At 56.0% G+C, this 25689-nt stretch carries 25 protein-coding genes; 17 read left to right on the top strand and 8 right to left on the bottom strand.

What is annotated here, in order from left to right; genetic code table 11:
- Positions 1 to 13: 13 nt before the first annotated feature.
- The gene (gene zur / locus FJW00_RS00855; protein ID WP_009092612.1) at positions 14 to 535 is read right to left on the bottom strand and encodes a zinc uptake transcriptional repressor Zur; all 522 of its coding nucleotides are present in this window, start codon (positions 533 to 535) and stop codon (positions 14 to 16) included.
- Positions 536 to 985: 450 nt separating this feature from the next.
- Here zur and FJW00_RS00850 point away from each other — a divergent pair, with 450 nt between their 5' ends.
- The 3 genes from FJW00_RS00850 to pspG all read left to right on the top strand — a co-directional run bounded on the left by FJW00_RS00850 (position 986) and on the right by pspG (position 3775).
- Positions 986 to 2233, top strand: a complete 1248-nt coding sequence (locus tag FJW00_RS00850; RefSeq protein WP_140922788.1) for a conjugal transfer protein TraF — start codon at positions 986 to 988, stop codon at positions 2231 to 2233.
- Positions 2234 to 2339: 106 nt separating this feature from the next.
- A complete protein-coding gene (dusA, locus tag FJW00_RS00845; RefSeq protein WP_009092610.1) occupies positions 2340 to 3332 on the top strand; it encodes a tRNA dihydrouridine(20/20a) synthase DusA in 993 nt (330 codons plus the stop codon).
- A 176-nt stretch (positions 3333 to 3508) separates the two neighbouring features.
- Positions 3509 to 3775, top strand: a complete 267-nt coding sequence (pspG, locus tag FJW00_RS00840) for an envelope stress response protein PspG (protein WP_009092609.1) — start codon at positions 3509 to 3511, stop codon at positions 3773 to 3775.
- Between the two features lie 208 nt (positions 3776 to 3983).
- On the opposite strand, the gene FJW00_RS00835 is transcribed toward pspG, so the two are convergent.
- Entirely contained in the window at positions 3984 to 4967 is a 984-nt protein-coding gene (locus FJW00_RS00835; RefSeq protein ID WP_140922786.1) for a quinone oxidoreductase, read from the bottom strand.
- A gap of 96 nt (positions 4968 to 5063) precedes the next feature.
- Here FJW00_RS00835 and dnaB point away from each other — a divergent pair, with 96 nt between their 5' ends.
- The 6 genes from dnaB (at position 5064) to FJW00_RS00805 (ending at position 10041) form a co-directional block, all read left to right on the top strand.
- Complete coding sequence (dnaB, locus tag FJW00_RS00830) at positions 5064 to 6470, top strand: replicative DNA helicase (RefSeq protein ID WP_009092607.1); 1407 nt, start codon at positions 5064 to 5066, stop codon at positions 6468 to 6470.
- Between the two features lie 129 nt (positions 6471 to 6599).
- On the top strand, positions 6600 to 7079 hold the full coding sequence (locus tag FJW00_RS00825) for an Lrp/AsnC family transcriptional regulator (RefSeq protein ID WP_111208872.1): 480 nt from the start codon (positions 6600 to 6602) through the stop codon (positions 7077 to 7079).
- Between the two features lie 241 nt (positions 7080 to 7320).
- Positions 7321 to 7935: a YitT family protein gene (locus FJW00_RS00820; protein ID WP_009092605.1), complete on the top strand. Its 615-nt coding sequence runs from the start codon at positions 7321 to 7323 to the stop codon at positions 7933 to 7935.
- Positions 7936 to 7973: 38 nt separating this feature from the next.
- Positions 7974 to 9167 (top strand): amino acid aminotransferase, encoded by a 1194-nt coding sequence (locus tag FJW00_RS00815; protein WP_009092604.1) that lies wholly within the window; start codon positions 7974 to 7976, stop codon positions 9165 to 9167.
- Positions 9168 to 9286: 119 nt separating this feature from the next.
- The gene (locus tag FJW00_RS00810) at positions 9287 to 9706 is read left to right on the top strand and encodes a secondary thiamine-phosphate synthase enzyme YjbQ (RefSeq protein ID WP_009092603.1); all 420 of its coding nucleotides are present in this window, start codon (positions 9287 to 9289) and stop codon (positions 9704 to 9706) included.
- Positions 9706 to 10041, top strand: a complete 336-nt coding sequence (locus tag FJW00_RS00805; protein WP_009092602.1) for an MmcQ/YjbR family DNA-binding protein — start codon at positions 9706 to 9708, stop codon at positions 10039 to 10041. The genes FJW00_RS00810 and FJW00_RS00805 overlap by 1 nt, the downstream gene beginning before the upstream one ends.
- A gap of 38 nt (positions 10042 to 10079) precedes the next feature.
- On the opposite strand, the gene FJW00_RS00800 is transcribed toward FJW00_RS00805, so the two are convergent.
- A complete protein-coding gene (locus FJW00_RS00800) occupies positions 10080 to 11144 on the bottom strand; it encodes an NAD(P)-dependent alcohol dehydrogenase (protein WP_009092601.1) in 1065 nt (354 codons plus the stop codon).
- A gap of 234 nt (positions 11145 to 11378) precedes the next feature.
- Positions 11379 to 14207: an excinuclease ABC subunit UvrA gene (gene uvrA / locus FJW00_RS00795; protein ID WP_046101018.1), complete on the bottom strand. Its 2829-nt coding sequence runs from the start codon at positions 14205 to 14207 to the stop codon at positions 11379 to 11381.
- A gap of 224 nt (positions 14208 to 14431) precedes the next feature.
- Between uvrA and ssb1 the strand changes: the two genes are divergently transcribed.
- Positions 14432 to 14974, top strand: coding sequence for a single-stranded DNA-binding protein SSB1 (gene ssb1, locus FJW00_RS00790; RefSeq protein ID WP_009092599.1), 543 nt, complete (start codon positions 14432 to 14434; stop codon positions 14972 to 14974).
- A 72-nt stretch (positions 14975 to 15046) separates the two neighbouring features.
- Here ssb1 and FJW00_RS00785 read toward each other — a convergent pair whose 3' ends face one another.
- Positions 15047 to 15568, bottom strand: coding sequence for an isochorismatase family protein (locus FJW00_RS00785; protein ID WP_140922784.1), 522 nt, complete (start codon positions 15566 to 15568; stop codon positions 15047 to 15049).
- Between the two features lie 122 nt (positions 15569 to 15690).
- Here FJW00_RS00785 and FJW00_RS00780 point away from each other — a divergent pair, with 122 nt between their 5' ends.
- A complete protein-coding gene (locus FJW00_RS00780) occupies positions 15691 to 16518 on the top strand; it encodes an AraC family transcriptional regulator (protein ID WP_009092597.1) in 828 nt (275 codons plus the stop codon).
- 76 nt (positions 16519 to 16594) lie between these two features.
- Positions 16595 to 17554 (top strand): DMT family transporter, encoded by a 960-nt coding sequence (locus FJW00_RS00775; protein ID WP_140922782.1) that lies wholly within the window; start codon positions 16595 to 16597, stop codon positions 17552 to 17554.
- 924 nt (positions 17555 to 18478) lie between these two features.
- Here FJW00_RS00775 and FJW00_RS00770 read toward each other — a convergent pair.
- Complete coding sequence (locus tag FJW00_RS00770) at positions 18479 to 18874, bottom strand: transposase (protein ID WP_009092595.1); 396 nt, start codon at positions 18872 to 18874, stop codon at positions 18479 to 18481.
- A 525-nt stretch (positions 18875 to 19399) separates the two neighbouring features.
- Here FJW00_RS00770 and FJW00_RS00765 point away from each other — a divergent pair.
- Together FJW00_RS00765 and FJW00_RS00760 are read left to right on the top strand one after the other, a co-directional pair.
- Positions 19400 to 20656, top strand: coding sequence for an oligosaccharide flippase family protein (locus FJW00_RS00765; RefSeq protein WP_033736443.1), 1257 nt, complete (start codon positions 19400 to 19402; stop codon positions 20654 to 20656).
- Positions 20657 to 20664: 8 nt separating this feature from the next.
- Entirely contained in the window at positions 20665 to 21615 is a 951-nt protein-coding gene (locus FJW00_RS00760; protein ID WP_033736441.1) for an ATP-grasp fold amidoligase family protein, read from the top strand.
- A gap of 72 nt (positions 21616 to 21687) precedes the next feature.
- Here the strand turns inward: FJW00_RS00760 and FJW00_RS00755 are convergent, their stop codons facing one another.
- Entirely contained in the window at positions 21688 to 21969 is a 282-nt protein-coding gene (locus FJW00_RS00755; protein WP_009092592.1) for a YjcB family protein, read from the bottom strand.
- Positions 21970 to 22223: 254 nt separating this feature from the next.
- Positions 22224 to 22649, bottom strand: coding sequence for a superoxide response transcriptional regulator SoxS (gene soxS / locus FJW00_RS00750; RefSeq protein ID WP_009092591.1), 426 nt, complete (start codon positions 22647 to 22649; stop codon positions 22224 to 22226).
- Between the two features lie 100 nt (positions 22650 to 22749).
- Between soxS and soxR the strand changes: the two genes are divergently transcribed.
- From soxR to FJW00_RS00735, 3 genes are all read left to right on the top strand, one after another.
- Positions 22750 to 23235, top strand: a complete 486-nt coding sequence (gene soxR / locus FJW00_RS00745) for a redox-sensitive transcriptional activator SoxR (RefSeq protein ID WP_140922780.1) — start codon at positions 22750 to 22752, stop codon at positions 23233 to 23235.
- A gap of 39 nt (positions 23236 to 23274) precedes the next feature.
- Entirely contained in the window at positions 23275 to 23940 is a 666-nt protein-coding gene (locus tag FJW00_RS00740) for a glutathione S-transferase family protein (protein WP_140922808.1), read from the top strand.
- 357 nt (positions 23941 to 24297) lie between these two features.
- Positions 24298 to 25647 carry an NCS2 family permease gene (locus FJW00_RS00735; protein ID WP_009092587.1) on the top strand — a complete coding sequence of 450 codons (1350 nt, stop codon included), beginning with the start codon at positions 24298 to 24300 and terminating at the stop codon, positions 25645 to 25647.
- Positions 25648 to 25689 lie beyond the last annotated feature (42 nt).

The raw sequence follows: 25689 nt of genomic DNA, 5'->3' as shown, positions 1-25689 counted from the left end.
ATTGTTCCGCCGCTTATCCCCGTCGTCCGCGCTTTTTACCCTCATCCTGATGGTCATGTCCGCAGTTTTCGTGCTGCGTGCAGGCGTCTGCTTCCGCGCAGTTTTCGCATAAGCCATGGGCTTCGATCACGCTGTGACGCAGGGCAAACTGCGCTTCACCCGCCAGCGTGGCGATAATCTTTTCCACGCCCTGCGCCTGCTTCTCGGTGACGGCGGCGCAGCGGTCACAGACCAGCATGACCGACGTATGAGCCGGCGCCTCAAAATGGTGACACATCACATAGCTGTTGTTGGACTCCACCCGATGCACAAAACCCTGCTCCAGCAGGAAGTCGAGCGCACGATAAACCGTGGGAGGTTTGGCCTGAGGTTCGCTGATCCGGAGCTGATCCAGCAGATCGTAGGCACTGATTGAGCCCGGCTGTTCCGCCATCAGACGCAACACTTCAGCGCGCTGCGAAGTCAGACGCACACCACGTTGCAGGCACATTTTTTCGGCCTGAATCAAAATTTGCTGCGACGTCATGGTAGTCATGAAAATCCTCCGCTGAATAAGTGATGTTATTTTATCACATAACCTGTCAGGGTGCTGAAGCGCGTTTCTGTCTGTTAAAACAGCACAATTAGCCTGAAAAAACAGCGCCTGTGGAATTTTTGCTCCTCTCTATCTCAAATCTGACGAAAAAACCGATCCACCTGTAAATCAACCGGAGCAGAATTTTTTGTCCTTTTGCTTTGCATCTCACTGAGTTAAGAAGTAATGTTCAGAAAGACTTAATAAAAGTCTGACATTATTTGAAATTAGCCGGTCCGTTTTTAATAATTAAACGCTAATTCTGGTCGCAAAACGTCCAATCCTTTGAATTAAGACACTGTTTCCTTTGAATTCACAGCAATAACGCGTTAGCCAGGGTTCACAATAGGGCTGACAAACTATTCAGTTGTTGAATGTATCAACGACACTTTCTCAGGTGATGGCAGGCAAATGGTGAAAAAATCCGCTCAACGCTCAGCGCTGATCTGTTCCGCTGCAGCGACCGCGCTTTTCCTTTCTTCTTCCGCCATGGCGGCAGGGACCTGGTATGATGCACGTAATGACGCCATGGGCGGCACCGGCGTGGCATCTTCTGTTTATGGCTCTGCAGTGCTGGCGAACCCGGCATTAATGACGCGTGCTAAATCTGACGATAATGTCAGCATTATTATTCCTTCAGCAGGCATTCAGGTAACGGACAAAGATAAGCTGATCGATAAAGTCGATGATATTACCGACACCGTGGATCGTTACCGCACGGTGCTGGGTAACCTCACACCAGCGGATTTCTTCCGTGCTAACTCTGAACTGCGTGCGGCCTCAGGCGATGTGGCAGATAAGCTCAGCGATTTGCGCGGTAACAAAGCCGACGGCAGTGCGGGTGCGGCCATAGCTGTTACGATCCCCAATGAAACGCTGCCTTTCGCCTTTATCGCCAAAGCCTACGGAACGGCACACGTCCGCGCCAACGTGGTCCAGAGTGATATTAACTATCTGCGTAGTATAGAAAACGGGGCGATTCCTCTTCCGGGCGATCAGAATAACCTTCGCTCCAGTGCGAACGGCTTAGCGGCGCTGGTTACCGATTATGGTGTGGCGGTGGCGCATGAGTTCACTGTCGCCGGTCAGCCGGTGTCGGTGGGCGTGACGCCAAAAGTGCAGAAAACCTGGCTCTATAACTACACTGCCAGCATCTATAACTACGACAAAAATGACATCAACAACAGTCAGTATCGCAGCACCGACACCGGCTTTAACGTTGATGCCGGTCTGGCGACCACCTTTGCTGAAAACTGGACGCTGGGTGTGACCGGACAGAACCTGGTTTCACGCGATCTGCAGACCCGGGAGGTTAACGGATTCCGCGACACCTACCAGATTCGCCCGCTGGTTACCACCGGTCTGTCCTGGGATAAAGGTCCGTTTACCGTGACCGGCGATGTGGATCTCACGGAAACCAAACGCTTCAAAACTCAGGATAACAGCCAGTATGCGGCAGTGGGTGCGGAGTACCGCGTACTTGACTGGCTGCAGCTGCGCGCGGGTTATCGTGCGGACATGCGGTCTAACGACGAAAATGTGGCCACGGCAGGTTTTGGTCTGTCGCCGTTTAACAAAGCTGTCCATCTGGATCTGGCTGGCTCCGTCGGTGCTAACAATACCTGGGGCGCGATGATGCAGCTGGGCTTTAACTTCTAAGCGGATTATCCCGGCTCTCCGGGGGCGGGCGATGCACTATCGCCCGCCCTTGTGTTATCCTTGCACAGAATTCCATCACCCTCAATTACCGGATTGTCTGCGCTACATGGCTACTTTTTCTTCGCAACGCTTCTCCATCGCCCCTATGCTCGACTGGACCGATCGGCACTGTCGCTATTTTCATCGTCAGCTGACCGGCGACACCCTGCTGTACACCGAAATGGTGACGACCGGCGCGATCATCCATGGCAAAGGGGATTATCTGGCTTACAGTGACGCTGAACACCCGGTTGCATTGCAGCTGGGCGGAAGCGATCCGGCGGCGCTGGCGCAGTGCGCGAAGCTGGCGGAGCAGCGCGGCTACGATGAGATCAACCTTAACGTCGGCTGTCCCTCTGATCGGGTGCAGAATGGCCGTTTCGGTGCCTGCCTGATGGCCGAAGCCACTCTGGTCGCAGATGCCGTGAAAGCGATGCGCGACGTGGTGTCGATTCCGGTCACGGTGAAAACCCGTATCGGAATTGATGAGCTGGACAGCTATGCCTTCCTGACCGACTTTATCGGCACGGTGGCGGGCCGCGGCGAGTGCGAGACATTTATCATCCATGCGCGCAAAGCCTGGCTCTCCGGCCTCAGCCCCAAAGAGAACCGCGAAATCCCCCCGCTGGATTATCCCCGCGTCTACCAGCTGAAGCGCGATTTCCCGCATCTGACGATTGCGCTTAATGGCGGCGTGAAAACGCTGGAAGAGGCACAGGCGCATCTGGAGCACCTTGACGGCGTGATGATGGGCCGTGAAGCCTATCAGAACCCCGGCATTCTGGCGCAGGTCGACCAGCAGCTGTTCGGGCGTCAGCATCCGGCGGCTAACCCGGTTGAGGTGGTACGCGCCATGTATCCCTATATTGAAGCGGAACTGGCGAAGGGCACCTATCTGGGCCACGTCACGCGCCATATGCTGGGACTCTTCCAGGGCATTCCGGGCGCACGCCAGTGGCGACGCCATCTGAGTGAAAATGCGCATAAGCCGGGGGCGGATGTCCGCGTTCTGGAAGCGGCGCTGGCGCTGGTGGCGGATAAGATTCCACAGGAAGCCTGATCCGCTGACGTCACAGAAAACCAGCCTTCAGGCTGGTTTTTTTTACGCCATCATCTGGTCTTTTTCACCAGGTTATCTCACGCCCCCTTCCCGTAAACCACGACTATTCAATAGGTTACCTGTTGGCACGCTTTTTGTAACTGTCCTGGTATGAAAGTGGATAAAGGAGTCCTGACGTGGAAATTTTATTTGTACTGGGGTTTTTCCTGATGCTGTTGCTGACCGGCGTGTCGCTGCTGGGCGTGCTGGCAGCACTGGTGGTCGCCACCCTGGTGATGTTTGTCGGCGGGCTGTTTGCACTTGTTATCAAAGTGTTACCGTGGCTGGTGCTGGCCGTGATCGCGGTCTGGCTGCATCGCGCCTTCTTTGGCGACAGCGAGGCGCGGGCACGACGTAAGCTAAGACGTAAGATCAACAGGTTAGACCGGAAAAGCTGGCGATAATTGCGGGAGTGATCACAGAGTGAGAGATTGCAAAGCCGCAATCTGCAATTAAACATATTTTTTACTTATGTTTTCTGGCAGGATGGCTTTTGTCAACGCGATGTGCCATCGACGCGACAGGAATTCATCGCCGCTGTCCCTACACCAGCGCGAACAAAAAATAAAAAAGAGAAGGGCTTCCTGCGGGAAGCCCTTTTTGTTTGTCCGGTCAGGGGATGAGCAGGCAGGAACCCTGCGTGGCGCGGCTCTCCAGAATCTGATGCGCTTTGCTGGCCTCTTTCAGCGCAAACTTCTGCTGCTCCGGTACCTCCACCCTGATTGCGCCGCTTGCCAGCAGCGAGAAGAGTTCGGCGCTGGCCGTTTCCAGCTCCTGGCGGTTGGTGATGTAGCCAAACAGCGAAGGGCGGGTAACAAACAGCGAGCCTTTCTTATTCAGAATGCTAAGGTCGATGCCGGTTACCGGCCCGGACGCGTTACCGAAACTGACCATCAGCCCGTGACGGCGCAGGGAATCCAGCGACGCCTCCCAGGTATCTTTGCCGACAGAGTCATACACCACGCCGACTTTTTTCCCGTCGGTCAGCTCGCTGACGCGCGCGGCAATATTCTCTTCACGATAGTTGATGGTCGCCCAGGCCCCGGCGTTTCTGGCGATGGTTGCTTTTTCCGCAGAGCCTACCGTGCCAATCAGGTGTGCGCCCAGTGCTTTTGCCCACTGACAGGCGATTAAACCGACGCCGCCTGCTGCGGCATGAAACAGGAAGGTCTCGCCGGCGCTGATTTTATAGGTCTGCCGCAGCAGATACTGCGTGGTCAGCCCTTTCAGATAGCTGGCGGCACCCTGCTCAAAGCTGATCGCCTCCGGGAGATGCATCAGGCGATCTTCGGCCACGTTATGAAGTTCGCTGTAGGCCCCCATTGACGCCAGGCAGTAGACCACGCGATCGCCGGGTTTAAACAGGGTGACGCCGCGGCCCACCCGCGACACCACGCCTGCGGCTTCCGTACCCAGCCCCGAAGGAAACGCCGCCACAGGATAGAGGCCGCTGCGCACATAGGTGTCGATGTAATTAATCCCGATCGCGCGGTGTTCCACCTGCACTTCATGTTCAGCCGGGTCAGCCGGGTCAAAATCCGTCCACGTTAACACTTCCGGTCCGCCGTGCGCGCTGAACTGAATACGCTTTGCCATTCTGACTCCTGTGATTGTTTCATCATGAGGGTGAGGCACGCACCCCAACTAAGGTATACTTGCGCGTCCCCACAGAAGATCGGTAATGCATTCACTATGGCAGGAAATAAACCCACCAACAAATCGAACGAAACGCAGGATCGCCAGCTGGCTGGCGTGAAAATGCCCCCGCATTCGCTGGAAGCGGAGCAGTCGGTGCTCGGTGGGTTAATGCTGGATAACGAGCGCTGGGATAACGTCTCTGAGCGCGTCGTCGCGAATGATTTTTTCAACCGCTCGCACCGGCTGATTTTTTCAGAGATGCAGCGGTTGCTGGAAAACAGCAAGCCCATTGACCTGATTACGCTCTCCGAGTCACTGGAAACCCGTGGCGAACTGGAGATGGCGGGGGGATTCGCCTACCTGGCTGAGCTGGCGAAAAACACCCCGAGTGCAGCGAACATCGGCGCCTATGCCGATATCGTGCGCGAACGTGCGGTCGTACGCGAGATGATCTCCGTTGCCAACGAGATCGCCGATGCCGGTTATGATCCGCAGGGGCGGAACAGCGAAGAGCTGCTCGACTTTGCGGAATCGAACGTCTTCAAGATTGCCGAAGCGCGCGCAGATAAAGATGCCGGGCCGAAGAACATCGAGCAGATTCTGGAATCGACCGTCTCCCGTATTGAGTCGCTCTATCAGACCCCGCACGATGGCGTCACCGGCGTCGACACCGGCTATCAGGATCTGAATAAAAAGACCGCTGGCCTGCAGGGTTCAGACCTGATCATCGTCGCCGCCCGTCCTTCGATGGGTAAAACCACTTTTGCGATGAACCTATGCGAAAACGCCGCGATGCTGCAGGATAAGCCAGTGCTGATTTTCAGTCTGGAGATGCCCAGCGAGCAAATCATGATGCGTATGCTGGCCTCGCTTTCCCGCGTCGACCAGACCCGCATCCGAACCGGCCAGCTTGATGATGAGGACTGGGCCCGTATCTCCGGCACCATGGGTATCCTGCTGGAGAAGAAGAACATGTATATCGATGACTCTTCCGGCCTGACCCCCACTGAAGTGCGTTCGCGTGCCCGGCGTATCTACCGTGAAAACGGCGGATTGAGCCTGATCATGATCGACTACCTGCAGCTGATGCGCGTGCCATCGCTGTCGGACAACCGAACGCTGGAGATTGCGGAGATCTCCCGCTCGCTCAAGGCGCTGGCCAAAGAGCTTAATGTGCCGGTGGTCGCGCTGTCGCAGCTTAACCGCTCACTGGAGCAGCGTGCCGATAAGCGTCCGGTTAACTCGGATCTGCGTGAATCGGGATCGATCGAGCAGGATGCGGATTTGATCATGTTCATCTATCGTGACGAGGTCTATCACGAGAACAGCGATCTCAAAGGGATCGCCGAGATCATCCTGGGTAAACAGCGTAACGGTCCAATCGGTACGGTGCGGCTGACGTTTAACGGTCAGTGGTCACGCTTCGACAACTACGCCGGCCCGCAATACGACGACGAATAATCTGCGCTTTGTGCTGTCATGCACGATCTGTGCATGACAGCTCCCATCATCAGAAAATAGTGTTGGACAACCTCTGCGGTTATCGGGTTATCTGTAACAAAGCGACGCCTCTCACGCTGTGGAAACGGAATGACTCACGTAGACGATTACGACCTGAAAATCCTGACTTTATTACAAGCTAACGGCCGTCTTACTAACCAGGAACTCAGCGACCTGGTTGGCCTCTCCGCCTCGCAATGTTCCCGCCGCCGCATCAATCTGGAACAGGCCAATCTGATTCTGGGCTATCACGCCCGGCTCTCGCCCGATGCCATCGGGCTGGGGATGGTGGGGCTGATAGAGGTACGCTTAATCAACCACACCACCGAATATGTGGAGAGCTTTCACCGCATGGTGGAGCAGGAAGAGGCGATTGTCGACGCCTACAAAACCACCGGTGACGCTGACTATCTGCTTAAAGTGGCGGTGGCCGATCTTAACTCCCTCAGTGCGCTTATCAGCCAGTTAGTGGCGGGCCATCAGAGCGTGTCCCACGTCAAAACCTCCGTGGTACTGGGGCGCATGAAAGAGAATGGCCTGATGATGCTGCCTGCGAGCAAAACGCGCTAAAAAGGTGCGTGCTGTGCGTTTTTGGTGCAGACTGGCGACTATAAACGCAAAGAATACGCATCTTAACGGGTTTTTGCGCATGGAGTGACGGTTTTGACCGAAACGCATGCACGAAATCCTGTTATAAAGCGCCTTGGAAATCAACGGGATATCACCAGCCTCCGGCCAGCAGCCGAATGAGGCTGCGGCAATGGTGCGTTTTTTGCATTGCAACCGCATCATTTGCACTGAGACAACCCCCATGGATAACATCGCAGAACCCTCCCGCGTCCCGCATTCGCGTATTGAAGATGCGCTGGCGATGGTGCTGGGCACCCTGATGGTTTCGTTCGGCGTCATTATGCTGAAACAGGCAGGTGCCCTGACGGGCGGCACTGCCGGTATCGCCTTTCTGCTGAGCTACCTCTCTCCGCTCTCCTTTGGCAGCGCATTTTTCCTGATCAACCTGCCTTTTTACTGGCTGGCGGTAAAACGCATGGGCTGGGAATTTACCCTGAAAACCTTCTGTGCCGTCGGGCTGGTATCGCTGTTTACGCAGCTGCACCCGCTGTTCGTTCACTTTTCCGATCTCAATCCGTTCTATGCGACACTGTTCGGTAACGTCATCATGGGGATCGGGTTTATAGTGTTGTTTCGTCATAAGGCGAGCCTGGGCGGCATCAATATTCTGGCGCTGTGGCTACAGGATCGCGTTGGGATCCGCGCGGGTAAACTGCAGATGGCGGTCGACACCTGCGTCGTGCTGGCGTCCCTGTTTGTGGTCAGTGGCCCCATCCTGCTGGCCTCCATTGCAGGAGCCGTGATCCTCAATCTGATTATTGCAATGAACCACCGTCCGGGACGCTATCGGGTTTAGCCCTCTTTACCTCTGGACCAATCATGGAGACCTACACCGTGTTTCAAAACGTTGATGCCTATGCGGGCGATCCGATTCTGTCGTTGATGGAAGCCTTTAAACAAGATCCGCGCGAACACAAAGTTAACCTGAGCATCGGGCTTTACTACGACGAGCAGAACATTATCCCGCAGCTGAAGGCCGTAGCGGCTGCTGAAGAGCAGCTCAATGCCGAGCCAAAGCAGGCATCGCTCTATCTGCCCATGGAAGGCCTGAACAGCTACCGCAACGCGATCGCGCCGCTGCTGTTTGGTGCCGACCATCCGGTGCTGCAGGCGGGTCGTATCGCCTCGATTCAGACGCTGGGGGGATCGGGTGCGCTGAAAGTCGGGGCAGACTTCCTTAAGCGTTACTTCCCGCAGTCGGCCGTCTGGGTCAGCGATCCCACCTGGGAAAACCATATCGCGATTTTTAATGGCGCAGGTTTTGAGGTGAAGAGCTACCCCTGGTATGACGCCGAAACCCACGGTGTGCGTTTTGATGCCTTTATCCATACCCTGAAAACGCTGCCAGCGCAGAGCATCGTGTTACTGCATCCCTGCTGCCATAACCCGACCGGCGCTGACCTGACCAATGCACAGTGGGATGAGACCATTGAGGTACTGAAAGCACAGCAGCTGATTCCTTTCCTGGATATCGCCTATCAGGGCTTTGGTGAAGGCATGCAGCAGGATGCTTATGCGCTGCGCGCCGTCGCGGCTGCGGGCCTGCCGGCACTGGTCAGCAACTCTTTCTCTAAAATCTTCTCGCTCTATGGCGAGCGCGTAGGCGGGCTCTCTGTCGTCTGTGACAGCGCCGAAGAGTCAGCGCGCGTGCTGGGCCAGCTGAAAGCGACCGTTCGTCGCAACTACTCCAGCCCGCCGAATTTCGGTGCGCAGGTCGTGGCCCGCGTCCTCAACGACGACGCGCTGAAAGCGAGCTGGCTGGACGAAGTGGAGACGATGCGTCTGCGCATTCTCGCGATGCGCGAATCACTGGTCGGGGTGCTGAGCACGGCACTGCCGGGCAAAAATTTCGACTACCTGCTGAAGCAACGCGGCATGTTCAGCTACACCGGCCTGAGCGTGCAGCAGGTTGACCGCCTGCGCAATGAGTTCGGCATCTACCTGGTGGGCAGTGGCCGCATGTGTGTGGCCGGTCTGAACAGCAAAAATGTGCATCAGGTGGCGGAAGCCTTTGCCGCGGTGATGTAACGGCACGTCTGCTGTGAACAAACCGCCCGCCTCGCGCTGGCGGTTTTTTTATGGCTCAGGGTTTACCTTTCGGCGACATGCTGCACACTTAAACGGGGTAACCGTTTCAGGAATAAGCTATGTGGCATCAACAGACTATTACGCTGAGCGCGAAGCCGCGCGGCTTTCATCTCATCACTGATGAGATCACCGACTCGCTCTCCGGATTGCGTGATATCAAAACCGGTCTGCTGCATCTGCTGTTGCAGCATACGTCGGCGTCATTAACCTTAAATGAAAATTGCGATCCGACGGTGCGCAGCGATATGGAGCAGCATTTCCTGCGGCACGTGCCGGAGAATGCGCCTTATCAGCACGACTACGAAGGACGTGATGACATGCCGGCGCACATTAAATCCTCGACCCTGGGCGTGTCGCTCTTGCTGCCGGTTCAGCGGGGACGCCTGGTTCTGGGGACCTGGCAGGGTATCTGGCTGGGCGAGCATCGCATTGAGGGCGGTGCCAGGCGGATTGTCGCCACTTTACAAGGGGAATCGTGATGAATCACTCAGACTTACTGACCTATTGCATGAGCAAGCCGGGCGCAGAGCAGAGCGTCCACAGTGACTGGAAGGCCACGCAGATCAAAAGCAACGGCGTGCTGTTTGCGATGGTACATGAGGTAAAAGGGCGGCCTGCGGTTTCGCTGAAATCGACGCCTGCGCTGGCAGAGCTGCTGCGCGAAGAGCATAGCGACATCATTCCCAGCGAGCATCTGAATAAATCACACTGGAGCACGCTGTTCCTGGATGGGTCGCTGAAGGATTCGCAGATCTACTATCTGGTCGATGCCTCCTTCCAGCAGGTTGACGCCGCGCGCCAGGCCGCGCTTTAACACCCCCCTGCCTGAGCAGGAGGGTGCAGGCGACCCGATCAGGCAGCCGACTGCTCGCGCAGGGTGTTGATGTCGATAACAAAGCGATATTTCACATCGCTTTTCAGCATGCGCTCATAGGCTTCGTTGATCTGATCCATCGCGATCAGTTCGATGTCCGAGGTGATGCCGTGCTCGCCACAGAAATCGAGCATCTCCTGCGTTTCTGCGATACCGCCAATCAGTGAACCGGCGATGCTGCGACGTTTGAAGATCAGGTTAAACACCTGCGGAGCCGGGTGATCGTGCTCAGGTGCGCCGACCAGCGTCATATTGCCATCCAGCTTCAGCAGGGTGATGAAGGGGTTAAGGTCGTGCTGAGCGGCAACGGTGTTCAGGATAAAGTCGAAGCTGTTGGCGTGCTGCGCCATCTGCTCTGGATCTTTGGAGATCACCACCTCATCGGCGCCCAGGCGTTTGCCATCCTCGATTTTGGACGGCGAGGTGGTGAACAGCACCACATGCGCCCCCATTGCGTGAGCAATTTTCACGCCCATGTGCCCCAGGCCACCCAGGCCTACGATACCGACTTTTTTGCCGGGGCCGACATTCCAGTGGCGCAGCGGCGAGTAGGTCGTGATACCGGCACACAGCAGCGGCGCGACGCCCGCCAGATCCAGGTTTTCCGGAATGCGCAGCACAAAGCTCTCATCCACAACCATCGCCGTTGAGTAGCCGCCGTAGGTGATCGCACCGGTCTCGCGGTCTTCACCGTTGTAGGTGCCGACAAAACCGTTTTCACAATATTGCTCCAGCCCCTGCTGACAGCTCGGGCAGCTGCGGCACGAATCCACCATGCAACCTACGCCGACCAGATCGCCGACTTTGTATTTCTGCGTCTGTGGGCCCACCGCGGTGACGCGACCCACAATTTCATGCCCCGGAACCACAGGGAAAATCGTGTTTTTCCACTCATTGCGGGCCTGATGCAGGTCTGAGTGGCAGACGCCACAGAACAGCACCTCAAGCTGAACGTCATGGGCGCGCAGCTCACGCGGCTTATAATCGAACGGTGCCAGTTTGGATTTTGCATCCTGAGCAGCATACGCATGCGTAATATTCATGGTGTCTCCAGTTTCGATGTGTCGTGAGTGTTTTCTGATGAAGTGCAGCAGCGCAGTGGTGCTGCAAAAAACAGGGCGACGCCAGGGGCGTGCCAAAGAGGAACCGCTTAAGGATAGTCAGCGTGGGGAAGGGCGTATATGCCTATACATGTCTGAATCTTGCCTGATTCTGCATTTTTCTGGCTGAACCGGCAGCAGAAATAAGCAGGCCCGCACGGGGCGGGCCTGGCATCATTACTTCTGTAACAGGGGCTTCAGGAAGCGCGCGGTATGCGATTTTTCACACTCCGCTACGGTCTCCGGCGTGCCGGCAATCAGGATTTCGCCGCCGCCGCTGCCGCCTTCCGGGCCAAGGTCGACAATCCAGTCAGCGGTTTTCACCACGTCGAGATTGTGCTCAATCACCACGATGGTGTTGCCCTGGTCGCGCAGCTGATGCAGGACTTCCAGCAGCTGCTGAATATCAGCAAAGTGCAGGCCGGTGGTCGGCTCATCAAGAATGTAGAGCGTCTGACCGGTACCACGCTTCGACAGTTCACGCGCCAGCTTCACGCGCTGAGCTTCACCACCGGAGAGGGTGGTGGCGGACTGGCCGAGACGAATGTAGGAGAGACCCACATCCATCAGCGTCTGTAACTTACGCGCCAGCGCCGGAACCGCATCAAAGAACTCACGCGCCTCTTCGATGGTCATCTCCAGCACTTCGTGAATGCTCTTGCCTTTGTACTTCACTTCCAGCGTTTCACGGTTATAGCGTTTGCCTTTGCACTGATCGCACGGCACATAGATGTCCGGCAGGAAGTGCATTTCGACTTTCAGCACGCCATCGCCCTGACAGGCTTCACAGCGTCCGCCGCGCACGTTAAAGCTGAAACGACCCGGCGTGTAACCGCGTGACCGCGCTTCCGGCACGCCAGCAAAGAGTTCACGCACCGGGGTGAAGATGCCGGTGTAGGTCGCCGGGTTGGAGCGCGGCGTGCGGCCAATCGGACTCTGGTCGATGTCGATAACTTTGTCGAAGTGCTCCAGTCCCGCCACGTCGCGGTAAGGGGCCGGCTCTGCGATGGTGGCACCGTTCAGCGCCCGCTGCGCAATCGGGAACAGCGTATCGTTAATCAGGGTCGATTTACCGGAGCCGGAGACACCGGTGATGCAGGTGAACAGACCCACCGGCAGCGTCAGCGTGACATCCTTGAGGTTATTGCCGCGCGCGCCGGTAATCTTCAGCACCTTAGATGGATCGCCCTTCACCCGCGCCTCCGGCACGGCGATTTCACGCTTGCCGCTCAGGAACTGGCCCGTCAGGGACGCTTCCTGTGCCATGATCTCATCCACGGTGCCTTCTGCCACCACCTGGCCGCCATGCACGCCTGCACCCGGACCAATGTCGATCACGTGGTCGGCGGCACGAATCGCATCTTCATCGTGCTCAACCACAATCACGGTGTTACCGAGATCGCGCAGGTGGATCAGGGTGCCGAGCAGACGCTCGTTATCGCGCTGATGCAGGCCGATTGACGGTTCGTCCAGCACATACATAACGCCCACCAGACCGGCACCGATCTGGCTCGCCAGACGGATACGCTGCGCCTCACCACCGGAAAGGGTTTCAGCGGAACGTGACATCGACAGGTAGTTCAGGCCGACGTTCACCAGGAAACTCAGGCGATCGCTAATCTCTTTCAGCACCTTTTCGGCGATCTGCGCACGCTGGCCGCTGAGCTTCAGATTTTCAAAGAAGGACATCGCGTGACCGATGCTCATCTCAGAGATGGTCGGCAGCGTCGTATCTTCGACAAAGACATGGCGCGCTTCGCGACGCAGACGGGTGCCTTCACAGCTCGCACAGGCGCGGTTGCTGATGAACTTCGCCAGCTCTTCGCGCACCGCTGAGGATTCGGTCTCTTTGTAGCGGCGCTCCATGTTGTTGAGCACGCCTTCAAACGGATGACGGCGAACCGAGGTGTCGCCACGGTCGTTGATGTACTTAAATTCGATGCTCTCTTTGCCAGAGCCGTACAGGATCACTTTCTGCACGTTGTCGGGCAGGCTGCCGAACGGCGCTTCAATATCAAAACTGAGGTGGTCCGCCAGCGAACGCAGCATCTGGAAATAGTAAAAGTTGCGGCGATCCCAGCCACGGATTGCGCCACCTGCCAGAGAGAGCTCAGGGTTCTGCACCACGCGATCCGGATCGAAATATTGCTGTACGCCCAGGCCGTCGCAGGTCGGACAGGCGCCTGCCGGGTTGTTAAAGGAGAACAGGCGCGGCTCCAGCTCACTCATGCTGTAACCACAAATCGGGCAGGCGAAGTTCGCGGAGAAGAGCAGCTCTTCGGCCTCGCTGTCATCCATGTCCGCCACGATCGCCGTGCCGCCTGAGAGCTCCAGGGTTGTCTCAAAGGACTCGGCCAGACGCGTCGCCAGGTCGTCACGCACTTTAAAGCGGTCAATCACCACTTCGATGGTGTGTTTCTTCTGCAGCTCCAGTTTCGGCGGGTCAGACAGATCGCACACTTCGCCGTCGATACGCGCGCGGATGTAGCCCTGCGTCGCCAGATTTTCCAGCGTTTTGGTGTGCTCACCCTTGCGATCTTTCACCACCGGTGCCAGCAGCATCAGACGGCGGCCTTCCGGCTGAGCGAGAACCTGATCGACCATCTGGCTCACGGTCTGCGCCGCCAGCGGTACGTTGTGGTCCGGGCAGCGCGGTTCGCCCACGCGGGCAAACAGCAGACGCAGGTAGTCGTGGATCTCGGTGATGGTTCCCACCGTCGAGCGCGGGTTATGCGAGGTGGATTTCTGTTCAATAGAGATGGCGGGCGACAGACCTTCGATATGATCGACGTCCGGCTTCTCCATTAACGAAAGAAACTGGCGCGCATACGCAGAGAGCGACTCCACATAGCGGCGCTGACCTTCCGCATACAGCGTATCAAACGCCAGTGAGGATTTACCGGAGCCTGACAGGCCGGTCACCACAATGAGTTTGTCGCGTGGGATGGTCAGGTTAATGTTTTTCAAATTATGGGTGCGGGCACCACGAACTTCGATCTTATCCATTCACCTTTCCCGGATTAGCAGCACTCACCGCGCCTTGCCGACACGGCCAGAATAAACGTGTCATTATGGCACAAAAAATAGACTGAATAAATATCCAGTACTCTGTGGTCCGGACGTGTGAAGGATTAAAACCGGAACGCGGCTCGAAAGTGGGAAACAGTGAGCAGGACGTGTTAGAATTGATGGATTAGACTGAATGCATTAACTCATCGGGAGACAGCAACATGGCCAGTCGTGGCGTTAACAAAGTGATTCTTGTCGGGAATCTGGGTCAGGATCCGGAAGTACGTTATATGCCAAATGGTGGCGCTGTTGCCAACATTACGCTGGCTACGTCGGAGAGCTGGCGTGATAAGCAGACCGGTGAAAACAAAGAGATCACCGAGTGGCACCGTGTGGTGCTGTTTGGCAAACTGGCTGAAGTCGCGGGTGAATATCTGCGCAAAGGCTCTCAGGTTTACATCGAAGGTCAGCTGCGCACCCGTAAATGGCAGGATCAGGGTGGCCAGGAACGTTACACCACCGAAGTCGTGGTTAACGTCGGCGGCACCATGCAGATGCTGGGCGGCCGTCAGCAGGGCGGTAACGCCGGTGCAGGCGCGCAGGGTGGTGGCAACAACAATGGCTGGGGCCAGCCGCAGCAGCCGCAGGGCAACAACAATCAGTTCAGCGGCGGCGCGCAGTCCCGTCCGCAGCAGCCGCAGAGTGCGCCTGCCAGCAACAACAACGAACCGCCAATGGATTTTGACGACGATATTCCGTTCTGATTCATCTGGCCTGACGCGTTTAAAAAGCCCGCTATGCGGGCTTTTTTTATGCGCGGCTCCGGCCAACCGGGGCTATGACCATTCCGCCAGCACGGCATCCGTGCTCAGCACGCGCGGCACGTTGCCAGGGATCAGCAGCGAGGCCCACACCTCATTGTGCTGATTAATCAGCGCTTCGGCCCCGACCCAGCGGCGATCGGCGGTGGTGTGCGCATCCGCCGCCACGGTTATCGCATAGCCCGCACTGGCCCCTGTTTTAATGGTGGTATCCAGACAGTAGTCGGTTGCACAGCCGCACACCACAAACGCCTCTACCTCCAGACGCTTTAACAGCGCGGCCAGCTCTGTCTGCCAGAAGCTGTCGCAGGCCGTTTTCGTCACGTAATGCGCGCCCGCAGGCTGAACCAGTTCCGGCAGCAGATCAAAGCTGGGGTTGCCCTCGCACATCGTGCCTTCACGATGCTGAATAAAGAGGACGATATCGGCGCGATCGGTCAGCCGGTTGATCCGGTCAACCCGGCCTGCCTTATCGAAACGTGGTGTGCTGAACACGCCGTTCTGCATATCAATGACGATGACGACTCGCTGTGCCATGCTGACTCCCTCAGAATGAGAAAAAAACAGTGTTACCTGCGGCGCGGCGGATAGCAATCTTTTGCATTTTCCCCCCGGTCGCAGGCATGCTAATCCGACATCGGATAAATAAGGAGAGAGAAGTGGAAGGTGTTCCGGCTGTTTTTCCCTGTGAAAAAGACCGCGCACAGTTTCAGCAACCGGCCGCGTTGCCCGGTGTGGAACTCTATCAGGCTCACATCTCCCGCTACGCTTTTGAACCCCATACCCATGAAGCCTTTGGCATTGGCACGATTGAGGCGGGTGCGCAGCGTTTTCGCTATCGCGGCACCGAATATACCGCGCCGGTGAACTCGCTGGTGACCATGAATCCGGATGAGCTGCATACCGGTGAGTCAGCCTGTGACGAGGGCTGGCGCTATCAGATGATCTACATTCAGCCGCAGCTGATGGATGAACTGACCGGCGATCGCGGCTGGTGGTTTAATGAGGCGCTGCTGACCGATCCGCGCATCGCGCAGCCGCTCTCCCGCACGCTGGCCGCACTCTGGCAGGCGGAGTCCGGACTGGCGCGCCAGAGTCTGCTTTCCGAACTGCTGTTGCAGATTCGCCCGCTGGCGCGGATGTCGTCACCGGGCAGGCCCGAGGGAGGGCATCGCTTTGATCAGGTGCGTGATTTTCTGCGGGCAAATCTGGCGGAACCGGTGCGGCTGGAGGAGCTGGCGGCGCTGGCCTCGCTGTCGCCGTGGCACTTCTTACGCGCTTTCCGCCAGCACTATCACGTCACGCCGCATCAGATGCTGATGGCTTTCCGCCTCTATGATGCCAAACAGCGACTGGCACAGGGCGAAGCCGCTGCCAGTGTCGCAGCGGCCGTCGGGTTAACCGATCAGGCTCATCTGACCCGCGCCTTTGCTAACCGCTATGGCATTACGCCTGGCCGCTATCAGAAACAGGTGCGCCAGCCCTGACACAACCGCAATCTGCTACAAGCCTTCCTCCTTCACTCCCGCCACACTGTGAAAAAAAGCTATACGGGAAAAAGTCATGTTTGCTGGTGTTATGTTTGCCGTTACCGCGGGGCTGATGTGGGGGCTGATCTTTGTCGGGCCGCTGCTGGTGCCTGACTACCCTGGTGCACTGCAGTCGGCGGGACGTTATGTGGCGTTCGGGCTGATTGCGCTGCCGCTGGCCTGGCACGATCGCCGCCAGCTGCGCCAGCTGGGGCGGGCCGACTGGCGCGAGGCAGTAAAACTCTCGCTGGTGGGTAACCTCTTCTATTATGCGTTTCTGGCCAATGCCATTCAGCGCACCGGCGCGCCGGTCTCCACCATGATTATCGGCACACTGCCGGTGGTGATCGCCGTTACCGCCAATCTCTGTTACGGCCATCTTGAAGGACGTCTGCCCTGGCGGCGGCTCTTTCCGGCGCTGGTGATGATGGCGGCCGGGTTGCTCTGCGTCAATGCAGCGGAGTTGCGGAGCCAGGGCGCAACGCTGGATCTTAGTCGTTACCTGACCGGCATCGTGCTGGCACTGCTGGCGGTGGTCTGCTGGACCTGGTATCCGCTGCGCAATGCCCGCTGGCTGCGCACTCATCCCGCACTGCGACCCTCGACCTGGGCGACGGCGCAGGGGCTGGTGACGCTGCCGATGGCGCTGACCCTGTATGCGCTGGTCAGCGTTCAGATCGCCTGGCAACAGCCTGACTTCCCGCTGCCGTTCGGGCCACATCCGTCACTCTTTATCTCTCTGATGCTGGCGATTGGCCTGCTCTGCTCCTGGCTCGGCAGCCTGTGCTGGAACGCAGCCAGCCAGCGTCTGCCCACGGTACTGATGGGGCCGCTGATTGTTTTTGAGATCCTGTTCGGTCTGTTATGGACTTTTCTCTGGCATCAACGCTGGCCACCTCTGCTCACCGTTATCGGCATTGCCTGTCTGATGGCTGGCGTGCTGTGGGCAATGCGTATCAAACCACAGCCGCGGGTGGTTGCCCTCAGCGGATAACCCACACCGATCTCTGGAATAAACTGGCCGTGCGAAGCCCGCTTTGCCCGGCTTTTTAAGACAAAACCCTATCCCGATTTGCACTCTGTCCGACAGATTTTTGCCGCGAAATCGATTTCATGCGATGCGAAGGGGGAAAATCTCGTCGTGTTAACCCCTGCCATCCACCCCCGGTCAGCAAAAAATCGGCACTTTTCACCCGCTGAAGGCGGATCGTTTACCGCCGGGATGCAATTTCCTGCACAGATAGCGCCCATAAATCAGGAAAAAAAGCGCAGCATTATGGACGTTACGCTTTTCTCTGCCGCATTTTATTGGATTGTGACCCTGAGTTATGCCCGCTAAAAACCACTATTAACTTCATTCCTCATTCAATGAGTAAGAAAATTCCGCCGCTGCGTTTTTAATTAAAGATTAATCTGTGGCATCAATGATGCGCAATGAAGAGAGTGAAAAGATAGCCACATAACGTTAGTGATAAGGAGCAATAAACTATTTGTGCCGGATTAATCCTGGAGAAACTATTGCGGAAAAGGCACGCAAAGGAATTAAAGCGTAACCGCAAAAAGTTTGGGTTAGGGCCAGGATTAACTTAAAAGAAGTGTGATTATTTTTCGTTCTAAGTTTAAAGCGTCTTAATGTTATCCAGACGCTTTGGTAGTGGGGTTTAGCAGCACTTAACAAAAAAAGAGGAGGCCCAATCCCGCTAAAACGAGATTGGGAGGGGAAGAATCGGCGTAGAATGCGAGACTTTTGCTGTTGTGAATCAATTTTACCGCAAAAAAAGAAGCTTAGCCGTGAAGCCATTCATTAGTTATAAATGGAGCGGAAAGGGGTGCCGCAATTGTCCTATTAAATGATCTTCATCTCTTCTGGTAAGAACAAATCTCAGCGTTAAGTCTGGTAAGCGCGGTAGCATGGGGGTTATCGGTTCTCCGTGCCTGACGGATAATGGTAAACGCTGCGGCTGATATCCAACAGGCGGCAGCTGCGGCGGGTGCCGATGTCAAACGTGGTCTGCAGGAAGTCTACAGCCTGACGCTTTTCATTCGTGGTAAAGAAGTGCTTAAGCACGCTCTGCAGCATCTCTTTATCCGAGTTGAGGGTCTGCAGCTCACGCGTCGCATTCTGCAGTTTTTCTTCCAGCTCCTTGATTTTTCTGCCTTCTTCCGAAGACAACCCAGAAAACTTCTTCTTCCAGCTGTAGAACGTGGCTTCAGAGATGCCTAACTCTTCACAAATCTCTCTGACTTTCACGCCCGATTCAGAAGCTTTAATGGCATTTGTGATTTGATCTTCGCTGTATCGTGACTTTCTCATAAATGCTCTTACCTTTCTTATCGATTAATGGATGAGAATGACTTTAATAATTTCTGGCACTGTAAGATTCTATTAATGCAGTATTAAAGTGCGCCAATGGAATAGCGAAGCCTAAATTAAGATATTTAGAATAAATATCATCATGGGATAAATCTTATTTTATTCTTATCCGCAGGCCGCGCCTTCCTGGAGGCGGATTTTTGTTATAAATTCATCGCATCCCGAATACGGAAAAATTAAACGTAAACCGGATATTTAGCCTGACCGACCCGAATAATAGGGGGGTTGTGGCCGTTTAAGGTTGGGTTATTTTCAGCCTGAAATCGTTTCCATTTGAAGTGATTCGCGCCAGATATAATAAGAATTATCCTGAATTCACTCTCCGGATTATGATCAACTTCTCAATTTTCGGACCAGTTTGGTCTGAAGTCTTACATTTTCGCCAGGCCTACTGCGCGCTTATTAATTCGTTACAGGGATGTTGTACCGAAGCGGTTGTAGTTGAGTAATACTAAGGAAGAGTCGATGAAATTGAGCGTAATGTCTAATGCCGCCTGGATGATGTCTGAAAAGATCATCTCCGTATTTGGCGTCATTTTTGTGACGTCTTACGTGGCAAAATCCTTTGGTCCAACGGTGTTTGGCCAGATGGCGTTTTCAACCTCACTATTTGCAATGGTGCAAACCGTTGCCATCTTTGGCACCGAAACCATTCTGTTTAAGCGTGTCAGCAAAAATGCCTCAAAAGGCCTGCGTCTGATGAGCATCGCCCGGACGCTGCGGATGGTGCTGTTACTGGTCACTTCGGTGCCAGTCTTAATCTGGGTCTGGTACAACATGCAGGAAAATTTTCTGGCATTTGCACTGGCCTCATTTGTGGCGTCCGTTTTTGTCACCCAGGACACGTTCAGCGTCTACAACAATGCGCGGCTGGCCTCGCGCCTGAATACCGTTGCCAATGCGACAGGCATGCTGCTGAGTTTCGGCATCAGCTTTACCATCGCCTGGCTGCGCCTCAATCCGCTCTGGCTGACGCTCTCTATTGTGTCGGTGACCCTGGTGCCTTACCTGATTAAGCGTCACAACTTCTATCAGGATCATCAGGACCAGATGCCGCCGCGCGAAAAGCGTACCACCTATGTGCGTTATCTGATGTATGCCGGTCTGCCACTGGCCATCTCCAGCATCTTCATCTCTGTGCAGGTGAAAGCGGCGCAGATGTTTCTGGCAGGCACCGCGCCAGCGCGCGACCTCGGCCTGTTTGCGGCGGCGAATACCATTTCCGCCTCCTGGATTTTTATCCCGGTGGCGCTCATCACCTCCTGCTTCACTGAAATTTTCAGGGAGCGCGGCGAGGTCGCCATTAAGCTTGCCGCCCGGCTCAATGGCTATGTTATGGCGGTTTCACTGCTGATGCTGCTGATCATCTCGCTCTTCGGCGAGCGGATCATCATCGCGTTGTACGGGCCGGAATACACACAGTCAGGAAGTCTCATTACGTTGCTGTCGATAGCCACCAGCTTTTCGGCAATGGGGACCGTAGCCTATCGCTACATGGTTAAAGAGGGAGGATTCAATTACCTGCTGAGGAAAATCGTCTGTCTGATGGTCATCAGTTTGCCGCTCTCCTGGTGGTTGATCCAGGGTCACGGCATCATGGGGGCCGCGTGGAGCGTTTTCCTTTCAGAACTTTTGTCCCTGACCGTAATGAATTACTTCTTTAAAAACGGCGTCATTCAAAAGATTCAGGTTTCCTCACTCAACTACAAAACCTACAAATGAGGTCAGATATGCTCAAGTTGAAAGAAGAACTCAGAAGAAGTGTGCAGTATTTTATTAAGAAGATGCCCTGGGCTTATCAGGATCGCATCTACTACTTCCACAAGTTCAGAAAACTGCCCAATCTGCGTCAGCCAAAAGTGTTCAACGAGAAGGTGCTGTACCGTAAGTTTATCTTCGGCGATTACCAGAACTACGGTCGCCTGTCAGATAAGTACTCGGTGCGCGAATTCATTGCTGAGAAAATCGGTGATGAGTACCTGATCCCGCTGGTACACGAAACCACTGACCCGACCACGCTGAACAGCTTACCCTGCTGGAAGGGGACGGTGATCAAACCGAACCACGCCTCCAACATGGTAGAGATTCTGCTGGAAGAGCCGGATGCCCTGCGCAAGCAGCAGATCATTCATGACTGCTATCGCTGGCTGAAGACCGACTTCGCCAACGAAGCGCGTGAGATTCACTATCGCTACATCAAGCCACGTATTCTGGTGGAGAAGTACATTGGTGATGGCAAAAGCGCGCCGATCGATTACAAGTTCCATATGTTCAACAAGCGCGATGGCCGGTTTGAATATGTGCTGCAGGTGATCTACAACCGCTGCCAGCCGCTGCTGTCGATGAATTTCTACGTGAATAACCTCCAGGAGGCGTATCACAAGATTCGTGACACCGGGCTGGATGTCTCACCGATCATGCCGTCACTGGAACATGCGCTCGAACTGAGCAAGAAGCTGGCCAGTGATTTCGACTATGTGCGCGTGGACTGGTATATCCATGACGAGCGGATCTACTTTGGCGAACTGACCTTCACCCCAGGTGCAGGACTGGTCACCGGATTGGATCGCGGTTTAAATCAGATGATGGGAGATATGTGGATTCAGGACCGCCGCGGAACGCAGAGCCCGGGCGTTACAGTGCAGGATGTGAATATCCCTGCCATGTTGAAGAAAATTTAAACACACAGCAATATAAAAAACCCCGCGCAGCGGGGTTTTTTATGCCTGTCGATTGGGGATTATCGCAATCGATCAGGGCATCGGCCAGTCAGCAGGTGCCTGACTCATCACATCGATAAACGCATGCTTTGAGATTTCCAGAAAGTTATGCACGTTTTCCATGCTCAGGGTGATGCCCATCAGCCCCGTCACAAACCAGCAGGTCACACCTAAACCAATCCCGCCACACATAAACGCCATCACATGACGGCTATCCTGACGCAGTCGGGTTTTCAGGGTACTGGCAAAAAACATCAGAACTGCGCTCAGCAACTCCCAGCGCATAACGAGAAAACTGGCGGTTAACGTGGCCATCGGTGGACCTCAATATCAGTAAGGATTCCTGACAATTCGCGGACATCACCGGCGGCAGAAAAGCGTGTCAGGAGGGGCTTTTTCGCCGTCAAACCAGGTTCAAAGTGTGACTTGGGTCACATTATATCACCCGATTTTAAATTTTGAACAAAATTTGACTCTGGTATGGCAGCTGGAGCGGGGGAAAAATGAACGGCAGGGGAGGAAATGCGGGAAATTCAGTCAGATGCGCCTGTTGCAGGCGCATCTGCCGGTCAGCGAACCGGACAGCACTCACCGGTGGTGCGCTGGGTATAGCTGCCAATGCCGTCGTTGCAGCCAAAGCTCAGCAGGCGAGGACGCTGAATCGCCTGACGTCGCATGGTATGCCGGTAGGCGGTTGGCGTCTGCGAAAACTGGCGGCGAAACACGCGGGAGAAGGTCTGCTGCGAGTCGTAGCCATATTGCATTGCGATATCAAAAACCGGGCGCTGTGTCTGCGACAGCGCTTCTGCTGCCAGTGTCAGGCGACGCTCACGAATATAGCCACCCAGCGTCTGTTTCGTCACGGTACGGAACATACGCTGCAGGTGCCATTTTGAATAACCCGATTTAGCGGCAACTTCATCGATCGACAGACTCTTGTCGAGGTTCTGGTCAATCCAGTGCGTCAGGGAATGAATGATCTCTTCTTGCATCATGGCCTCATCCTTCTGGTGCTTAATAAGTGATATAGGGAGTTTCGTCGTTTTGATAGAGAAGGAGTATAATTCCTCAAGTTAACTTGAGGTAAAGGGCCTGATGAAAAAAGAACGCAACTATCCCAAACCGGTGTTAACACCGGGTGAGGTGGCGCGCCGTAGTGGTGTGGCGGTGTCGGCACTGCACTTTTATGAAAGCAAAGGGCTGGTTTTCAGCACGCGTAACAGCGGCAATCAGCGGCGATACAGTCGTGACGTGCTGCGACGCGTGGCGATTATCAAGATTGCTCAGCGCATCGGTATTCCGCTGGCGACGGTCAGCGACAGTCTCGATCACATCCCGGCTGACAAACGGATGTCGACACCGGAATGGGATGCGCTGACCCGGCACTGGCGCGAAGAGCTGGATAAGCGCATCGAAACCCTGACCCGCCTGCGCAACGATCTGGATGGATGTATCGGCTGCGGCTGCCTGTCGATGCGCGACTGCCCGCTGCGTAATCCCGGCGACCGGCTGGGCGAGCAGGGATCGGGAGCGGTGCTGCTGGACCCGGAACAGGATGATAAACATCCGGATGTGGAGTGACGTCTATACTGAGGAGAGGTCAAAACACAGGGAATCATGATGATCACCGTTCACCATCTTGAGCAATCGCGCTCGCAACGCGTATTGTGGCTGCTGGAAGAGCTGGAAGTGCCGTACCAGATTAAACGCTATCAACGCGAACCGACGATGCTGGCCCCGGAGGCGCTGAAAAAGGTGCATCCGCTGGGGAAATCGCCGGTGATTACCGACGGCAACCGGGTTGTGGCCGAGTCGGGAGTCATCCTGGAATACCTGGAAGAGAACTACGATCACACCTTCCGGCTGAAAATCAGTGATGAGGCGTCACGTCTGCAGTGCCGCTACTGGCTGCACTACGCCGAGGGATCGCTGATGCCGCTGCTGGTGATGAAGCTGATCTTCGGGCAGATGGGTAAAGCCCCGGTGCCGTGGCTGCTGCGTCCGGTCGGGGCGGCATTCGGGAAAGGGGTGCAGAAGGCGTATCTGGATAAACAGCTAAAGCCGCACATGAAGATGATTGAACAGCATCTGGCAGCTAACCCCTGGTTTGCCGGTGAGCGCTTCTCCATAGCCGATGTCCAGATGAGCTTTCCGCTGCTGGCACTGGCGCAGCGCGCCGGGCTGGATCAGATGCCCGCCACCCGGAAATGGTTAGAGACCGTGCAGCAGCGCGCCGCCTGGCAGCGCGCGATCGCTCAGGGCGGCGAGCTTTCGCTGCCAGGCTGATCCTCTTTTTCGCCCGGCGAGCCGTCTCTCTTCACGGCTATGCCGGTGACACGTCCGCCAGAAACCGCTTTAACTTCAATGCGTCAGCGCGTTGCACTGGTCCCGGCTGCACGCTTTTCCGCCCTGAACCGCGGTCTTTATGCTGAACAATCTCCCTCTGACAGTTGAAACTGTGCCGCCAAACGCCGGATAATCGCCTGCCTTTTTATCCGGCCGCCTTTAGCGACCCACACTCTGCGGCAAGGTAAACGTTTGCCTGCCGGGTCCGCCCGGTCAGGGTTACCGTCTACCCGCTTATTCCAGGGACAGCGATGGCCGCAGAGCGATCCACACAACAAAAATTTTTGAGGCTCAATTATGTCAACTGAATCACGCCCGGCCAGTGGAAAACTGGACGCCTGGTTCTCGATCTCGGCGCGAGGCAGCAGCGTGCGTCAGGAAATTCTGGCCGGACTCACCACCTTTCTGGCGATGGTTTACTCCGTAATCGTCGTACCGGTGATGCTGGGCAAAGCCGGTTTCTCCCCGACGGCCGTCTTTGTCGCCACCTGTCTGGTCGCCAGCTTTGGTTCTATCCTGATGGGCTTATGGGCCAATCTGCCGATGGCGATTGGCTGCGCGATCTCGTTAACCGCCTTTACCGCATTCAGCCTGGTGCTGGGTCAGCACATCAGCGTGCCGGTCGCGCTGGGCGCGGTGTTCCTGATGGGCCTGCTCTTTACGCTGATCTCCGTCACCGGTATCCGTGCGTGGATCCTGCGCAATCTGCCGATGGGGGTGGCGCATGGCACTGGCGTCGGAATTGGTCTGTTTCTGCTGCTGATTGCGGCGGATGGCGTGGGCCTGGTCGTTAAAAATCCGGCTCCCGGCCTGCCGGTCGCCCTGGGCCACTTCACCACCTTTCCGGTGATGATGACGCTGCTGGGTCTGGCGGCGATTATCGGGCTGGAGAAGCGCCGGGTGCCGGGCGGCATCCTGCTGACGATTATCGCTATTTCACTGCTGGGACTGATCTTTGACCCGGCGGTGACGTATCACGGGCTGTTTGCGCTGCCTGACCTGCGTGATGCGCAGGGACAGTCGCTGCTGTTCAGCCTCGATATCATGGGTGCCCTGCAGCCGGTGGTGCTGCCGAGCGTGCTGGCACTGGTCATGACGGCGGTCTTTGATGCCACCGGCACCATTCGCGCCGTGGCGGGGCAAGCCAATCTGCTGGATAAGCAGGGCCAGATCATCAATGGCGGCCGTGCCCTGACCTCGGACTCTGTCAGCAGCCTGTTCGCCGGTCTGGTCGGCGCGTCGCCGGCGGCGGTCTATATCGAGTCGGCGGCGGGAACGGCGGCGGGCGGTAAAACGGGTCTGACCGCCATTGTGGTCGGCCTGCTGTTCCTGGCCATTCTGTTTATGTCGCCGCTGGCTTACCTGGTACCGGCATACGCCACGGCACCTGCCCTGATGTATGTGGGTCTGCTGATGCTGAGCAACGTGGCAAAAATCGACTTCGCTGATTTTGTCGATGCGATGTCGGGTCTGTTAACGGCGGTGATCATCGTGCTCACCTGCAACATCGTGACCGGCATCATGATTGGGTTTGCCAGCCTGGTAGTGGGCCGTCTCTTCGCGGGCGAATGGCGCAGGCTTAACGTCGGCACCGTCGTGATTGCCGTTGCGCTGGTGGCGTTTTATGCCGGAGGCTGGGCGATCTGACTGCTGAACCGGACGTGTAACAACGCGTCCGGAATTTTTCAC

The sequence above is a fragment of the Pantoea anthophila genome (genome assembly GCF_006494375.1).
GTDB classification, from domain to species: Bacteria; Pseudomonadota; Gammaproteobacteria; order Enterobacterales; family Enterobacteriaceae; genus Pantoea; species Pantoea anthophila.
Note: the sequence above shows the minus strand (reverse complement) of the source record. Positions and strands in the feature narration are given on the sequence as shown.

Excerpts from the sequence above, each read along its gene's own strand:
- FJW00_RS00825 (WP_111208872.1), top strand. The coding sequence starts at position 6,600 with ATGACTCACGTAGACGATTACGACCTGAAAATCCTGACTTTATTACAA.
- zur (WP_009092612.1), bottom strand. The coding sequence starts at position 535 with ATGACTACCATGACGTCGCAGCAAATTTTGATTCAGGCCGAAAAAATG.
- FJW00_RS00800 (WP_009092601.1), bottom strand. The coding sequence starts at position 11,144 with ATGAATATTACGCATGCGTATGCTGCTCAGGATGCAAAATCCAAACTG.
- FJW00_RS00810 (WP_009092603.1), top strand. The coding sequence starts at position 9,287 with ATGTGGCATCAACAGACTATTACGCTGAGCGCGAAGCCGCGCGGCTTT.
- FJW00_RS00765 (WP_033736443.1), top strand. The coding sequence starts at position 19,400 with ATGAAATTGAGCGTAATGTCTAATGCCGCCTGGATGATGTCTGAAAAG.
- FJW00_RS00785 (WP_140922784.1), bottom strand. The coding sequence starts at position 15,568 with ATGGCACAGCGAGTCGTCATCGTCATTGATATGCAGAACGGCGTGTTC.
- FJW00_RS00805 (WP_009092602.1), top strand. The coding sequence starts at position 9,706 with ATGAATCACTCAGACTTACTGACCTATTGCATGAGCAAGCCGGGCGCA.
- FJW00_RS00755 (WP_009092592.1), bottom strand. The coding sequence starts at position 21,969 with ATGGCCACGTTAACCGCCAGTTTTCTCGTTATGCGCTGGGAGTTGCTG.
- FJW00_RS00770 (WP_009092595.1), bottom strand. The coding sequence starts at position 18,874 with ATGAGAAAGTCACGATACAGCGAAGATCAAATCACAAATGCCATTAAA.
- uvrA (WP_046101018.1), bottom strand. The coding sequence starts at position 14,207 with ATGGATAAGATCGAAGTTCGTGGTGCCCGCACCCATAATTTGAAAAAC.
- soxS (WP_009092591.1), bottom strand. The coding sequence starts at position 22,649 with ATGATGCAAGAAGAGATCATTCATTCCCTGACGCACTGGATTGACCAG.
- FJW00_RS00820 (WP_009092605.1), top strand. The coding sequence starts at position 7,321 with ATGGATAACATCGCAGAACCCTCCCGCGTCCCGCATTCGCGTATTGAA.
- ssb1 (WP_009092599.1), top strand. The coding sequence starts at position 14,432 with ATGGCCAGTCGTGGCGTTAACAAAGTGATTCTTGTCGGGAATCTGGGT.
- FJW00_RS00775 (WP_140922782.1), top strand. The coding sequence starts at position 16,595 with ATGTTTGCTGGTGTTATGTTTGCCGTTACCGCGGGGCTGATGTGGGGG.
- FJW00_RS00735 (WP_009092587.1), top strand. The coding sequence starts at position 24,298 with ATGTCAACTGAATCACGCCCGGCCAGTGGAAAACTGGACGCCTGGTTC.
- dnaB (WP_009092607.1), top strand. The coding sequence starts at position 5,064 with ATGGCAGGAAATAAACCCACCAACAAATCGAACGAAACGCAGGATCGC.
- dusA (WP_009092610.1), top strand. The coding sequence starts at position 2,340 with ATGGCTACTTTTTCTTCGCAACGCTTCTCCATCGCCCCTATGCTCGAC.
- FJW00_RS00850 (WP_140922788.1), top strand. The coding sequence starts at position 986 with ATGGTGAAAAAATCCGCTCAACGCTCAGCGCTGATCTGTTCCGCTGCA.
- soxR (WP_140922780.1), top strand. The coding sequence starts at position 22,750 with ATGAAAAAAGAACGCAACTATCCCAAACCGGTGTTAACACCGGGTGAG.
- FJW00_RS00740 (WP_140922808.1), top strand. The coding sequence starts at position 23,275 with ATGATCACCGTTCACCATCTTGAGCAATCGCGCTCGCAACGCGTATTG.
- FJW00_RS00760 (WP_033736441.1), top strand. The coding sequence starts at position 20,665 with ATGCTCAAGTTGAAAGAAGAACTCAGAAGAAGTGTGCAGTATTTTATT.
- FJW00_RS00835 (WP_140922786.1), bottom strand. The coding sequence starts at position 4,967 with ATGGCAAAGCGTATTCAGTTCAGCGCGCACGGCGGACCGGAAGTGTTA.